At 53.2% G+C, this 13,630-nt stretch carries 14 protein-coding genes; 4 read left to right on the top strand and 10 right to left on the bottom strand.

Translation table 11 applies throughout. From position 1 onward, the window contains the following. Positions 1-128 precede the first annotated feature (128 nt). The 5 genes from OSC37_RS11995 to OSC37_RS19205 all read right to left on the bottom strand — a co-directional run bounded on the left by OSC37_RS11995 (position 129) and on the right by OSC37_RS19205 (position 3,229). Positions 129-572, bottom strand: coding sequence for a DUF7970 domain-containing protein (locus OSC37_RS11995; protein ID WP_267161683.1), 444 nt, complete (start codon positions 570-572; stop codon positions 129-131). Continuing rightward, a complete protein-coding gene (locus OSC37_RS11990; RefSeq protein ID WP_267161682.1) occupies positions 569-1,405 on the bottom strand; it encodes a ParA family protein in 837 nt (278 codons plus the stop codon). Before OSC37_RS11990 ends, OSC37_RS11995 begins: the two co-directional genes overlap by 4 nt. 568 nt (positions 1,406-1,973) lie before the next feature. Beyond that, on the bottom strand, positions 1,974-2,591 hold the full coding sequence (locus OSC37_RS11985) for a tyrosine-type recombinase/integrase (RefSeq protein ID WP_368409462.1): 618 nt from the start codon (positions 2,589-2,591) through the stop codon (positions 1,974-1,976). Positions 2,592-2,706: 115 nt separating this feature from the next. After that, on the bottom strand, positions 2,707-2,934 hold the full coding sequence (locus tag OSC37_RS11980; protein ID WP_267161680.1) for a DUF8158 family protein: 228 nt from the start codon (positions 2,932-2,934) through the stop codon (positions 2,707-2,709). A gap of 133 nt (positions 2,935-3,067) precedes the next feature. Beyond that, positions 3,068-3,229 (bottom strand): DUF8158 family protein, encoded by a 162-nt coding sequence (locus tag OSC37_RS19205; protein WP_465261260.1) that lies wholly within the window; start codon positions 3,227-3,229, stop codon positions 3,068-3,070. 97 nt (positions 3,230-3,326) lie between these two features. On the opposite strand from OSC37_RS19205, the gene OSC37_RS11975 reads away from it, so the two are divergent. Next, complete coding sequence (locus OSC37_RS11975) at positions 3,327-3,668, top strand: hypothetical protein (protein ID WP_049993351.1); 342 nt, start codon at positions 3,327-3,329, stop codon at positions 3,666-3,668. 175 nt (positions 3,669-3,843) lie between these two features. Beyond that, positions 3,844-5,235: an ATP-binding protein gene (locus tag OSC37_RS11970; protein ID WP_267161679.1), complete on the top strand. Its 1,392-nt coding sequence runs from the start codon at positions 3,844-3,846 to the stop codon at positions 5,233-5,235. 163 nt (positions 5,236-5,398) lie between these two features. Here OSC37_RS11970 and OSC37_RS11965 read toward each other — a convergent pair whose 3' ends face one another. The 3 genes from OSC37_RS11965 to OSC37_RS11955 form a co-directional block, all read right to left on the bottom strand. Continuing rightward, a complete protein-coding gene (locus OSC37_RS11965) occupies positions 5,399-5,893 on the bottom strand; it encodes a zinc ribbon domain-containing protein (protein WP_267161678.1) in 495 nt (164 codons plus the stop codon). A gap of 67 nt (positions 5,894-5,960) precedes the next feature. Further along, positions 5,961-8,054, bottom strand: coding sequence for a hypothetical protein (locus tag OSC37_RS11960; RefSeq protein ID WP_267161677.1), 2,094 nt, complete (start codon positions 8,052-8,054; stop codon positions 5,961-5,963). Between the two features lie 317 nt (positions 8,055-8,371). Further along, positions 8,372-8,896 carry a winged helix-turn-helix transcriptional regulator gene (locus OSC37_RS11955; protein ID WP_267161676.1) on the bottom strand — a complete coding sequence of 175 codons (525 nt, stop codon included), beginning with the start codon at positions 8,894-8,896 and terminating at the stop codon, positions 8,372-8,374. A gap of 125 nt (positions 8,897-9,021) precedes the next feature. On the opposite strand from OSC37_RS11955, the gene OSC37_RS11950 reads away from it, so the two are divergent. After that, positions 9,022-9,183: a hypothetical protein gene (locus tag OSC37_RS11950; RefSeq protein ID WP_267161675.1), complete on the top strand. Its 162-nt coding sequence runs from the start codon at positions 9,022-9,024 to the stop codon at positions 9,181-9,183. Positions 9,184-9,725: 542 nt separating this feature from the next. Here OSC37_RS11950 and OSC37_RS11945 read toward each other — a convergent pair. Both OSC37_RS11945 and OSC37_RS11940 read right to left on the bottom strand, forming a co-directional pair. Beyond that, positions 9,726-9,911, bottom strand: coding sequence for a hypothetical protein (locus OSC37_RS11945; RefSeq protein WP_267161674.1), 186 nt, complete (start codon positions 9,909-9,911; stop codon positions 9,726-9,728). Between the two features lie 354 nt (positions 9,912-10,265). Beyond that, positions 10,266-11,525 (bottom strand): site-specific integrase, encoded by a 1,260-nt coding sequence (locus OSC37_RS11940; RefSeq protein WP_267161673.1) that lies wholly within the window; start codon positions 11,523-11,525, stop codon positions 10,266-10,268. A 380-nt stretch (positions 11,526-11,905) separates the two neighbouring features. On the opposite strand from OSC37_RS11940, the gene OSC37_RS11935 reads away from it, so the two are divergent. Then, positions 11,906-13,306 (top strand): ATP-binding protein, encoded by a 1,401-nt coding sequence (locus OSC37_RS11935; protein ID WP_267161672.1) that lies wholly within the window; start codon positions 11,906-11,908, stop codon positions 13,304-13,306. Positions 13,307-13,630: the final 324 nt, after the last annotated feature.

Genomic DNA, 13,630 nt, shown 5'->3' with positions numbered 1-13,630 from the left:
TGGAGACTAAATTTTTTCTTCTATTAGATATTAGAGATGCCGGACTAAGACTGGATATGGGCTAATCGTATATCGAGATAGTCTGTTCAAACTAATGGACTGTGGCGGAGCTGTGGAACGTGTTGGTCTTAGTCTTCCCGGTAGCGATAACCCCACCCTCGAAGTTCGTCGGCCAGTTCATCAACGTGGTTTGCACCGACACGAATGAGGGCTTCACGGATGTCGGTTAGATAGACATCGGTCCCGAGTTCCTGTTCGACAGCATGTTTGACATCGGATTCAAGAGTCAACGTTTCGTCACGCAGGAAATATTGAACCATTTGCCGGTCCGTTTTGACTGTGTTTCGTCCGAAAATATACGGTAAATCCTCTTCAGCAGTGTGGTCTGCTGACTCGGAGGTCACTGAATGAGCTGAGGATGAGTCTCCAGTTGTCTCCGATTCGGGCTCCGAGTTGTCCTGTGATTTCGTCTCTTGAATGGTTACGTCACTAGTCTCCGGAGACTCTTCTTCATCGTCGGAGTCGTCAGCAAATGGGTCGCTCCCTGCCCCTGATTTCATACTGTCCGTCATTGATCTCCTACCTCCTGGATATGGGCCGCAAGATCACGTATTTTGTCCAATGTGTCTACTTCGTAGTCTCTCCGCCGATTACGGTGGTAGCCCACGAAATAAAACGCGGTGCACCGTTTGTCCCAGCAGCCCTCGAACAGTGATGACCGATCGCGTAACACGATTGGAGCATGGTAGCCGAGTTCCCGAATCTCTTCGAGGTACTCTTCCTGATTCGTCGTCTGCCCGACGCCGTTTGGCACGATCGCAAGCACACCAATATCGATTTCCAACGCGGTTTCAAGATTCACGACCATGTCTTGAATTCCTTCCACAGACTGTACTCCCTTGCCTGTTGGTTCCACGGGTAAGACGAGAGAGCGCGTCGCTGATACGGCATTATACAAGTTTGGCCCTGCTGTCGCTGGCGGGTCAATGATGATCGTATCGTATGCGTCGGGGATGTTCGCATCTGTCAGAACGTGTCGGAGGCGGTCGTTCGGATCGAATGATTCTTCTAAGTCCTCAGCCATATCTTCGGCCTTCGTCAAGAGACTCGGCAGGCTTTCAAGCATATTGTGAGAGGGAACGATATCGAAGTCGAACGGCGTCTCGTGAATGAGATCCGCGAAGCTGCCTTTCGGCCGATTGATAAGATGGCGAGCGATGTTGTCAGCTTTTCCGTCGTCACGGGGGGCAGAGATCCCCAGTAGGTATGTCAGCGATCCTTGTTGGGGGTCTAAGTCAATGACCAGTACGTCGCGTCCTTGCTGGGCGTGAGCGTCAGCGAGATTCGCGGCGAGGGTGCTTTTCCCGACACCTCCTGCCTCAGAGTACGTCGTGTACGTGAGCATGTATACCCATAAGTTATGCTTACGTAAAAGAGTAATTAGGCTAAATAGTTAGACTAACTAGTTATACTGGAGTGTTATACCAACCGTAGGGTGCATAACGCCATCATATATTGGCTCTTGACACTGACACGAACGCTATTATTCCTCGACTAGGTAATTCGACGAGATGAGCACGTACGTTCCATCTTATCTTAGACCATTGAGTCAGATCCGGACAGGTAATCAGTCGCTCACTAAATAGCCATCTCGATTTTAGAAATCACGATTTCGGAAATCGGGATTTCTTATTCTCCTGCAAATCAGTACTTAAGGGGAAAACACTCCAAAAAGCGGAGATCCAGAATATAGGGTATAGAAGCTATGAGAGTGGGAAATAATGTTTCAAAATCTATTATAGATCCCACCTTTGCGAGCACAAGAACCGATACGCGTTTCTCCGTGATCGTGGGTACATCAATTAACCCGGGACGCTGGACAGAATTCTTTGCTGCGATGTTCTTCGTGATCCTCTTTAGGAAGATCCGCTGTGAATTCGCGTCGGGAACCGGATCATTGTCCTCAAGTTGAATCAGACCTTCAGCATATGATCGTAGATTCGTTCAGTGGTCTGGATACTGCGATGTCGTAATCGATTCCGGACATCGTAGAGTGTATTGTCGTCTTCTTCGTTCATCATTCTGTAAGCGACGCTATGTCGGAGTGCGTGCGGTGTCACGTCACTGGCGTCACCTCGGGTGCCATCAATCTTGTATGGACGCACCTCTGCTTCCTCAGCGACCTTGTGAAGCATATTCCGAACGCCTTGTTCAGAAATCCGATTGGAGGATCGGGACGGGAAGAGTGCTTGCGGGTCTTTCCATCGGGAGTTGAGATATGCTGAAAGCAATCGCACCGTGTCCTTCGATAGTGTGAGGGTCACTGGTGGTGGGGAATTTTCGTTCGGGTAATCCTTCTGGATGTCTGTCGGGAGATAGAGTTCCGAGTTTCCGTTTCGAAGCAGCGTCTTGTTGATCTGGACGAGTTCTCCAACGCGGAGTCCAGTATCGTACATGAACGCGATGATGGCTTCGTTGCGCTGTTGGAGGTATTCTGCACCGGTGGTGTAGCATGCTGATCGGAGTGCTTCGACTTGGTCCGGTGTCATCCATACTTTCGCGCGAACTTTGGAGTTTGCAGATTGGCTCATTTCGGGATGACCTCTTTATATACTGCTATTGGCCTAGACGCCCTTAACTTTGGACTCTACAAGGAGACTCCAAAGTTGAGAGACCGACCTTCTCGACTGTTTCCCTCCTTGCTACTCACGACTCGGTCGCTTGCTCATCAAGGAGTTCCCGGAGATAGGAACGACTGGCAACGCCGACCTCAATCCCGCGAACGTAGTCGTCTTCGCCAAAGGCTTTGACGCCAGCTGAGCGTTGGGTGAATTCTTCAATGAGGACGAGACGGATACACTCGGTAACTGCAGATTTGCTATGCGCTTCGAGAGCGGTGCTGACGTATCGGTCCATCCGTGTTCGGTTAAGCACTGGAATCGATAGACTGCGTTGACGTTAGACGGTTCCGACCGATTCAGCCGAATGACTCCGAGATTGGCCGTTTGGAGGCTCGGAGCCGGTATTCAATGACTTTCCAGATCGGCCGAATACGGAATCCTCGGGCTTAACCGAACACCAATGCGTATCGGTCGAAGTGGGCGTCTGGGTCCTGTTCCGGTCGGGGATCGGCCGCTCGTTCTAAGGCGAGCTCAATGACGTCATCGACGGAGGGATGGGCCGAGTTTCCCGTATTCTCCCGCACACAATACGTCTCGTCTGTGGACATGGCGACACGTTCTATTTCGAGTGGCAAAAGCACAGGTGGCGATCAATCGAGAACCACGTCATCGAAGGTTTTCTTCTCCCACGACCTACGATGAGGCATGCATTCAGATCACGTCGGGTCTGACTGGACAGTCGAGTGGGCGACACCTACGCCAGGTGGTGACGGGTATCTGGATAACTTGGTGTTGAGCCGTAATCAGGCACGTGCCTATGGCGACGAGCTTGTGATGTCTTTACGCGTGGACGAGGAGATGTTGCAAGAGCGGGGGATAGATCCTACTGAGCCGTTTGCCTGGAAGATTGAGGACAGTGAGTTACTGACAAAGCAAATTTCGCGCCAGGCGTTCGAAACCGTTGCAGAGAGTGATCGAGATGATGCCGGGTATGCCAGCGAAGTACTGGACTATCGAGCGAGACGACGGATAAGCGACACACGGTAGCGGCCAGTTGGATTCGAGACATCAGCCGTCCTCGAAGTCGCCTCGGCAATAGAGAGCTGTTTCTGCTGTCACCGAATTATATCTATAGACAATCGTCAATTAGCCAATTCTCAGTTAGCCTATTCTGTATTAGGCTATTCGAGAGTTTTATCTGACTGGGCGGCAGTCAAAGGATATGGAGCGATTCGTGGATCGGGAGGATGAACTCAGTCGGCTTCGAGACTGCTATGAGTCGGACGACGCTGATATGGTCGTGATTTTCGGGCGTCGCCGTCTCGGAAAGACCGAACTCGTCCGAGAGTCACTATCAAACCGCGATGACGCCGTTCTGTACCAAGCGACTGAGACGACTCGGCAAATCCAACTGGACGCGTTTGTGGATGGAGCGGCTGAGTCGTTTCCGGGGATCGACCGGATTGAGAGCGAATGGGAGTCTCTGCTTGGGTATCTCGCTGACCAGGATGCGGTCATCGTGTTGGACGAGTTTCCGTACCTGATTGACGCCGACGAGAGTCTTCCGTCGGTTATCCAGCGACTCTGGGATCAGGAGTTGCGTGACACGGGCGTGACGCTCGTGCTTGTGGGATCTTCGATCAGTATGATGGAGGAGGCGACACTCCTCGGGAACAGTCCTCTGTATGGTCGATTCACTGAGAAAATCGATCTCCGCCAGCTCGACTTTGCTGCCGTGCGGACGTTCTTTCCCGAGAGCTATACCCCCGAACAGTTGCTGTTCGCGTGGGGCGTGTTTGGCGGGACACCGTACTATTTGGACGGCATCGACCTAGATGGTGACCTCGGAACAGTCATCCAGCAGTCGCTGCTGTCACGGCAGGGATTCCTGCATGACGAACCGGAGTACGTCCTTCGGACTGAGTTGACTGAACCGAACCGGTACTTTGCTATTCTGAAGGCGATCGCGGCCGGGAACACGACGTCGAATGAAATCGCGCAAACGGTCGGGATCGAGAGTAAGCAGATTTCGACGTATACGCAGAAACTGGAGCGGCTACGGCTGGTCGAACGGGAGGTGCCGGTGACGGAAGATAAGGCGAAGTCACGGCGCGGGCGGTACCGGATTCTCGACCCGTTGTTCCGGTTTTGGTTCCGGTTCGTCTACGGGAACGAAGACCGGTACGAGCGATTGGGGGCCGATGCGTACGAGACGGTTATCGAACCGGAACTAGCGGATTTCGTGAGCCCGGCATTCGAAACTCGGTGTCAGGATATCTTGCCTGACCTCTATCCCGATACGATGTTCACCGACATCGGACGCTGGTGGTACAACGAACACGAAGTGGATGTCGTCGGGCTCACCGCAAACGGGACGATGGTGACGGGTGAGTGCAAGTTCACGTCTGCACCGTTCGATTACAGCGCGCTCGCCTCACTTGAATCCCACACGGAGGAAATTCGATGGTCGCCCGATGGTACAGGCGTTGAGCACGAGTATGCGTTGTTCGCCCGGAACGGATTCACGCAGTCTGTTCATGATTCGGCAGCCGATCGTGACGACCTGCAGTTGTTCGATCTTGAGCAAATCGTTGACCCGAGCGCGTCGCAGTAGGTGCGTCGAGAACTGTGGGATCGACCGATGTCGAGAGAATAGTGATCGACATCTTCGATTCTGTTTCCAAAGCGTATGCTGCCCATCAGTCGGCGCGTACAAGCAGGCCCTTACTTGCGCAGGAACAATGGAAGCTGTGGAATCGCGGGACTACTACTGTTCGTTACCGGAGTTCTGCGCCACAGTTCGGACAGAAGCGTTCGTCGCCGTCCAGCAGGTGGAGACACTCGACACAGACACGGTTGCTTGGCGGCGTGGCGATATCTTCGAGGAAGTCCATGGCTGTTCGGTCCTCGACACCTGGTCCGTAGCCGTCAGCATAGCCCGGCAGCGTCGAAGCCCACTGGACAGTCCCTTCGTCATCAACGAGTGCGATGTTGCCGGCAATATCGAACTTGCCGTACCGTTTGAAGCCTTCCGAGGGGGTCGGTTCGATGGACTGGTTTAGGGCACGGTTCCGTTTGAGATCGCGTTCGTAGATGTCTTCTGGCGTCGAAGCCCGCACCTCACCGGGGAACTCCGTGATCGGCCCATGCTGTTCGTCGATACGGTCAATCTCCACCACGATACCGTGGTTGTCGTGGAGCGTCCGTAACAGTTGGAGAACGTGCTCGTGGTGTTCACGAATGTCGGAATCAGCGTAGTATCGGAGTCTCATGGTTGATTCGACGTGTAAGATGAGGTTAGTGGCTTATTCTGGTACGTCACTCTCGGCTTGTCGCATCCTATTCTGACCAGAAGGCATCGTAGTCCACTGGATCAAACGCTACGTCCCGAATTGCTTGAAGGAGTTGGGTATCGGTGACATCAAGCCGAAGCCCGCGTGGTGAGAGGCACCGATTGATCATCGTGTGCCAATTGTAAAACAGAATAGCGATGTGCATGCCGTACAGACGCTGTTTGGGATCTTTGCCCTTGATGTGTGGCATAAAATTATGGACAATCTGGCCGATAGTCGGTTCGATGGCCCACCGCTGGATATACTCATCTCGAACGCCAGCCCCTGAGCGATACCGTAGGGAGCGGTCCGTAAGATACGTCGCATGCGTGGCGTGTTTATTGATGCCAACCCCGTCCTGTGCAGCTAGGTCCGAAAACGCTTCAGTAAGCATCGGTATTGCATCGTCAGGAACTAGTGGACCCTGAACCCTGGTATCCCCCTCATCTCCGGTCGCAAGTGGAACGCGAACCTTTTCGCCGTCTTCTTCATGTTGTATCTCTTCTGTTAATACCTTCTCAGGGTCGATCTCGACGAGGTCCGGATCATCACTGTTGTATGGATATGTGACCACATTTGGCTTGGGCTCTACGTTCCACTTCACGTCCTGAGCGAATCCGATGCAGTTGCTTGGCGTCAACCGTCTCAAACCTTTGATAATCGTGTGGTCCGGCGCACTGATGACCCAATCGTCGCCCGCGAAGCGTCGGACTGTCTCGATCAGTTCGCCCCCGATGATTTCGCTGTCGATGAAAATAGAGTCGATATCGACGGTGTCGAAGGTATTCGATAGAATCTCAGCAAGAGCCGTCGGATAGTCATATAGTGTCGCCACCAAACGACCGCCGAGGACAAATCGGCTCTCTGTGTCAATGCCACCGGCGACGAGAAAGGTCCACTGCTCAGTAACGGCGTCGTTGTCAGCTTTCGGTGGACGACCGATTGTGGCTTCAAGAGAGTCTCCTGTCCAATCGATGCGGAACATATCAGCGCCTATATTGAGCGGATCTGACCGCGACCAAAATCCAAACTCCTTCGCTAGGGCCAGCGTCCGGGTATGCACCGCATCGAATTGTGCATCGATTGATGGTATCGAAGCGCGATCTGCGTCAGGAGTAAAGTCGCGTAAGTCATACTCGGACGGGACTCGTTCAGGGACGTAGTTGTGTAGCCAGCCGCCCGATGGGATATTCTCCCGGGGATAGTCCCAATCACAGACATCTTTCATTTCTTCTAAGCCACAGTCAAATAGTGCCGATGTAGCGAGGGCCCCGATAAACGCCCGCATGTCGTGGTCAACCTTCTCGGTAGTGCGGCCGAACGTTAGCGGGTCGGTGGTGTGGTCAAGCAGGAGACGCACCCAATTCCGCAGTTCTTCTTTTTTGGTCTCACGTGAGACTGACTTCTCATTTAGTGGCGGCGCAACAGCACCAAAACTGTACGACTCCTTGATTGCGTCCGGTGGAACGACTCCCGCTCGAAAGACAGCATACACAGTCCTGGTAACCGCATCTTTGAAGGCATCCAGATCTATATCGTTGCCTTCGCTAAGCTCGCGGAACTCACGCTGTAAGACGTTGTACGAGGGGATGTCATTCGGCCCTTCGTACCCAAGCAATGAATGAACGACAGAATCGACAGGGTCAGGACCAGATAAGTACGCATGCAGTTCCGTCCCATTTTGCCCCCGCGCCAATCGCAAAAAGAGCGCTTTCAGCCGGCGCTCGGGGATATCAAGTTCTGCCGGATTAATTCCCTCAAGCGCCAGTTTCTCCTCGCATAGATTCAGAACAACCTCATCATAGAGCTTCCCCCCATCGTTCCCATACTCTGATATATCCTTCCAGAAATCACGATTCTCGGCATGAAACTGAGCAGTGAGGTGTGTCCGACGGAATAACGTCTCAACGTCATCAACGGGCGAAGAGACTTGGATGTCAATCCCACGGCGTTCTATCGGTCCATACTTCCGTCCATCCGAATCAACGCCATCCTTCTCTGGAAACGGTGCATAGGCAGTCGGCGCTGTGTAGGTACCATCGTCTGGTGCCTGCACAGGAGCTGAGTCATCAGTATGCTTGATTGGGGAGCCGTCGTACACCAAATATAGATTATCATAACTTGTGGTGCGTGATAAGTGATTGCCCCCGTATTCAGATGCCCCAACAGTTGCTAAGAGCAAAATAAGTCGCCTCTTGGGTTCTATAATATAGGCCCCATAGAATTGGTGTCGCTGTCTGTCGATATACCCCACAGACCGAGAAGAATTCACGACGGTGACAACTTATCACTCATCTCATTCTTCAACATCAGGTAAAAATAACCAAACGTAGTGTCCTCCACGTCGGAATCATCTCTAAAGTATACAGAATCCATCAAGAGCAAAATATACAGCCACTTGAGTTTTGATTGTGTCGCTCACGTTTCAGAGTCGTCTGTTTTGATCTCGTCTTGGAAGTTCGAGACAGCATCGGCGTGTTGTTCGGTGGCCTGTCGTTTGCGTTCCGTTGTCTCAGCGATATTGTTGTGTTGGGCGATCTCAGCGAGGTCTTCAGCTTCAGGGTTGAGTTGGTATAGCTTGATTTTCCCGCCATCATCTGGATATTGGAAATACTCTTTCCAGAGTCCAGTTTTGGCACCTTCGGTGAGCCGACTTGCAACCGTGCCGTGACTCACCACGAGTGCATCATCGATTTCGCTGAATCGCTTGGGCCCATCAGCGAGCTGAGCGAGGATTTCTACTGCGCCTTTCTTCTGGAAGAAGTCTCTGACCTTCTGATGATCAATCTCGGTTTCCGGTTCATCATCCGGTTTTGTATCTTCAGTAGCATCTACGGATTTACTGTTCTTATCAGGGTATACAGAGCCCGAGTTGCTGGTTTTCTCTAAATTCCCGACAGTCTCTGTTTCGTCATCAGAGGTGTTTGAGGTGTCGTTCGGCATGTTGTTATCCTCCTCTTCGGGCTCCAAGGTTTTAACTTACAGTGAATCAAACCACTATTTACTCAAAATTAGAACTGCTATGTATTTGAGCAACAATCGGCCGAACAGAGGTGAACAGGGCCAACATGAGTTCTGAAGCTTCTGACTCATACCAGTCGGCTATCGACACGGCAGAGGACCTACGAGATGATTTGGAGGCAATCGCAGCGAGCGATCTCCCGTTCGCCTACGACGCCGAACGCATCTTAGAAGAATTAGATCAAACACGAGGTGACGACTCAGAGTGAGGTGACGTGCCGACCAGAAAACACTCGAAGAACAGTTACCAGCGGTTCTCCACGAGCAATTTCAACTGGATGGACTGCCGCGCGACCACGAACCATCCTGGGAATACATCACCGCGAATACCCGGTACTCTGCGGAAGGACTGAACAACAGGTCCAAAGAATTGTACGGACAAACCCTCCTCGAATTTCTCGGAAAGCAGGGGTTTGGTGTCCGCAACAACGGGAGATGGCCCACCGGTGATGAAGCGACCATTCAGTCTCTGGAATACTACGTCAATAGTGCTCAGGATCGACGGGGATGGAAAGAGAACACTACAGGCACCGGTTCGACTGTCGAACGAATTGACCTCTGAGGCGTGAGGTGGCCGAATTCGGGCGCTTCAGACCGTCGAATAGTACAAGTTTTCATCACGTGATTGGACGTCCGCTGGGACGTCGGTGGCGTGCGTCTGCAGCGTGGTAAGGGATTGTCCCGTCTTATCGTAGTGATAGGGTTACTGGGCTGCCCGCGCTTGACGGCTCTGCTCAACTGTGAGCCGAACTTACCGACTGAGATCTTCTCGCAGTTCCTCTTCTAAATTAGTGAGTTCTGCATCGAGTTCAGCATCATCCACCTGTTCTGGTGGCTTGTCTTCTTCATCCTCGGCGTGATCATTGATTGGATGGCTGAACATCCGATCTAACTGATCGAGACTAGTGAAGAAGCGCCAGAACTCTTCGTCGTCCATAATAGATGGTGTGTGCTCTATTGACAAAAGCGTCAATGCCGATTACGGATCGTAGCCTTCGCCATGTATCTCCCCAAATGTAGGTTTTATTATTATTTGGATTAGGTGGCTTGTGTTCCCTCCGAAATAATCGCAGGCAGTTCCGCCCTGGGAATTTGGTTGAGTCTACCAACCGCCGAAAGTCAATGAGATATCATACCGTCACTGTACAGCGAATCTAAGTTGACTGAATTGGTTCGGTTGTGAGAGGCTACAAATCGAAAGCGAACAGGACACGGGTCATGACTGAAATATAATATGAAAGAACAGAACCAAATCTGACTCTATCTTAGAGCTTTGCCGGAAGTGCCTGTTCTATATTTCAAGTCCCAATGAGCGGAGTTCCTCGATCTCGCTTTGGATGCTCTTGACTCGCTCTTTCATGTCGCCATCAGCTTCCAACGCGGAGTCGAAGAGTCGTTCTTCCCGTTCTTCGAGCCGCTCGACACCCTTCGGACCCAGAGCCTGCCCACACCACATACATTGGGCTTCTCCCCTGGGCGTATCGCGTTGACAACGCGGACACTGCACCGGCCCGATATCCTCGATCTCATCCTCCGAAACGTCTACTCCGTGGGCACGGGCCACTTCACGAGCAGTATCCTCCCGGAACACATCGATATATCGTCGAGCTTCATCGCTGTTTTTCACCCAGCCATGATGGTTCTCTATATGATTCTGTGACACGTTCTTTCGCGCGAGGTAACTCGCGGAAGACTTCCGCATCCGCGTGAATACCATCTTCGATGGCTTTCTGAGATCGCCGTTATCAACCGCTCGCTTGACGGGTGCTCGAAGCATCTTCAACTTCATGTTGTAGCTCACATCCCGCCCGGTGTCTAAGTCCGACCAAAGCGGTGCATCAGGCTCGTTACCCCGAGGGTGAACCTCCAACCAGCGTTTGAGGTATGGGACTGATGAGATGAGCACCATTGAGCGGCGACCTTTCTTCCCATCAACGGTGATCTCCATCCCGTACTTGTGATCGCTAACGTCACCAACAGTGAGTCCACGGAACTCTCCGGATCGTGGGCCAGCATCCCAGTCTACAGCGACTGCCGCCTTGTTGCGTGCGTATTTGGCGTTATTCAGGACAGGAACAATGTGATCGTCCCACCACCACATCTTCGTCGGGTCTGGCTTTGGATCATAGTCCTTGGGGAGATCAGCAGAGATCCACTCAACGCTTGATGGTTTCTCTTCTTTGTAATCTCCTTCTGTTAGGTGCCCACCAAGCATTCGAAGCGCGACTCGATGGTCACGTTTCGACTCTTCGTTATCATAGTTCGCGTTGATCCAACTGACGTATTTCTTTGCGGCGTCTCTCTCTTTCTTGGACTCTCCAATGATTTCTACTAAATCTGGCTTGGGTAGTTCATCTGGGGAGTATTTGGACGAATCCCCAGCCATCATCGTGCAGTGCTGGAGGAGCTTCGACCATCGTCCCACAGAGTAGTTATGCACCCCGAGTTCTGAAGAGAACTTCTGGAGGGCGTCCTTCTCTTCTGGTGCGAGGTTCTCCGAATCCTTAATCCGCGTGTGGAGTGTTTCAATCGCAGGTGGCAATCTTGGCATACTCTAATTTAGAACGGGTAGGCATTTGAACTCTTGGTATATATCCGGGAGGCGGCATATTCTGCGGCGACGAACAACGTCAGGAGCAGCAGAAACGACGCTGACCCGATTTGAGCCTGGAAGTCACAGCCCGCGCAGCGAAGCGAGCAGGACTGTCTTCCTTCGTTCAAATCGGGGAGGTGGCATTATACTCACAGTTCACATGCCTGCCGAGTGGTGAGTGTACCGTTGTCTCGATTCTCCTATCGGCTCAAACGACCAGAGATCTCGCTGCCGCTCCGCAGGTATACCCTCTCTCTCACGAATAATAAAATCAAGATTAGTAAAATCTCGGGTTAGATAACCGAAAGCATAATTACTGCCGAGCTGAAACCAGCTGTATGGCAACCCAGCGTTTCGTCGACCGCGGGGACGAACTTGAGCTGCTGGAGTCGCGGTTCAAGAGCGACACCGCAGAACTGCTCGTCGTCTACGGTCGACGGCGGCTCGGGAAGAGTGCACTCGTTCGTGAGGCAGTCCGGGACCGTGCAGATGCCATCTACTGGCAAGCGACCGAAGAGACCACAGCCGCACAGCTGGAAAACTTCGTCGACACTGCCAGCGAGACGTTTCCTGTGCTGGAAGACATTCAGCGCGACTGGGAAGCACTGCTCCGGGCACTGGGTCGAGAAAACGCGGTGGTCGTTCTTGATGAGTTCCCGTACCTCGTCGAATCCGACGACGCGCTCCCCTCGAAGATACAGCGTGTCTGGGATACGCATCTCGAAGAGACGGGAACGACGCTGGTGCTCGTCGGGTCGTCGATCAGCATCATGGAAGACAAGGTTCTCAGCGGTGGGAGTCCACTGTATGGCCGACGAACGGCAACGATCGACCTACCGCCGCTAGACCTCGCGGACGCCCAGCAGTACTATCCTGGTGACGACTCGGACACAGTCGTTCAGGCTTGGAGTGTCTTCGGCGGCACGCCGTACTATCTCCAGGCGCTCGATCCGGCTCGGTCGCTGGCCGAGAACGTCCAGTCACAGATCCTCTCGGAACACGGCGTCCTCCACAACGAACCCGAGTTCCTGTTGCGGACGGAGTTTGGAATTCGGGAACCACAGACATACTACACCATTCTACGGGCGATTGCGACCGGAAAGCGAGCCGCCAACGAAATTGCTGGCTTCGCCGGTGTCGACTCCAACGCTCTCGGCTCGTATCTCTCGAAACTCCGGCGGCTCCGACTCGTCGAACGGGACATACCTGTGACCGCCGATCCCAACTCGACACGGAAGAGTCGCTACCGGCTGAAGGAACCGCTGTTCCGATTCTGGTTCCGGTACGTATACGGTCAGCAGGGTGAGCTCGTCCAGCTCGGAGACGACGCGTACGAACAGGCCGTCAAACCGACGTTCACCGACTACATGGGGACGATGTTCGAGCGTGTCTGTCAGAACGCGCTTCCCGCACTGATTGAGAAGACCTACCAGCGGATCGGGTACTGGTGGCACAAGCACTACGAGATCGATGTCGTCGGCCTCGCAAGTGACGGAACGCTTGTCGCGGGCGAATGCAAGTACACCAGCCGAGAGATGACCGAAGGCGATCTAGCCGACCTCGAGCGGAGTGTGTCGCAGGTACAGTGGACACCACCCAGTGGGACCGAGCGTGAGGAACACTACTGCTGTTTCTGTCGGTCGGGGTTCTCCGAGGACCTGCAACAGGTAGCTGCGGACCGCGCCGATGTGTCGCTATTCATACCTAGGGACATCGTCCCGAATGGCGATCCTGAGTGAAGGGCGGAGACGGTTCACAATCCGGGAGGCGGCATATTCTGAGACCGCAACCGTGAGCGGAGCGAACGGTCCGTCGAAGAAACGACGCCGACCGCGATTTGAACCAGACGAGTCGCAGCGCCGAGCGGAGCGAGGCGACCGTCTCGGCGAGGTTCACAATCCGGGAGGCGGCATACCACTTTTTACTCGGTTGGGTTTCCTCGCTCACTTCGTTTGCTGCGGGAACCACGCCCTCGCAAAAACATGGGGAAAAACTGCCGGATGCTCCTTACAGTCGCATCCGGTGAAACCGCGGCTCACTCCGTTCGCCGCGGTATGCAGGAC

It is taken from the genome of Halovenus salina (assembly GCF_026410925.1).
In the GTDB taxonomy this organism is placed as follows: Archaea; Halobacteriota; Halobacteria; order Halobacteriales; family Haloarculaceae; genus Halovenus; species Halovenus salina.
The sequence above is the reverse complement of the archived record's forward strand: the minus strand, read 5'-3'. Positions and strand labels throughout refer to the sequence as shown.

Bases quoted from the DNA above. Each gene is read 5' to 3' on its own strand.
- OSC37_RS11945 (WP_267161674.1), bottom strand. From the start codon at position 9,911: ATGGACGACGAAGAGTTCTGGCGCTTCTTCACTAGTCTCGATCAGTTA.
- OSC37_RS11970 (WP_267161679.1), top strand. From the start codon at position 3,844: ATGGAGCGATTCGTGGATCGGGAGGATGAACTCAGTCGGCTTCGAGAC.
- OSC37_RS11985 (WP_368409462.1), bottom strand. From the start codon at position 2,591: ATGAGCCAATCTGCAAACTCCAAAGTTCGCGCGAAAGTATGGATGACA.
- OSC37_RS11935 (WP_267161672.1), top strand. From the start codon at position 11,906: ATGGCAACCCAGCGTTTCGTCGACCGCGGGGACGAACTTGAGCTGCTG.
- OSC37_RS11990 (WP_267161682.1), bottom strand. From the start codon at position 1,405: ATGCTCACGTACACGACGTACTCTGAGGCAGGAGGTGTCGGGAAAAGC.
- OSC37_RS11940 (WP_267161673.1), bottom strand. From the start codon at position 11,525: ATGCCAAGATTGCCACCTGCGATTGAAACACTCCACACGCGGATTAAG.
- OSC37_RS11995 (WP_267161683.1), bottom strand. From the start codon at position 572: ATGACGGACAGTATGAAATCAGGGGCAGGGAGCGACCCATTTGCTGAC.
- OSC37_RS11955 (WP_267161676.1), bottom strand. From the start codon at position 8,896: ATGCCGAACGACACCTCAAACACCTCTGATGACGAAACAGAGACTGTC.
- OSC37_RS19205 (WP_465261260.1), bottom strand. From the start codon at position 3,229: ATGTCCACAGACGAGACGTATTGTGTGCGGGAGAATACGGGAAACTCG.
- OSC37_RS11975 (WP_049993351.1), top strand. From the start codon at position 3,327: ATGCATTCAGATCACGTCGGGTCTGACTGGACAGTCGAGTGGGCGACA.
- OSC37_RS11965 (WP_267161678.1), bottom strand. From the start codon at position 5,893: ATGAGACTCCGATACTACGCTGATTCCGACATTCGTGAACACCACGAG.
- OSC37_RS11950 (WP_267161675.1), top strand. From the start codon at position 9,022: ATGAGTTCTGAAGCTTCTGACTCATACCAGTCGGCTATCGACACGGCA.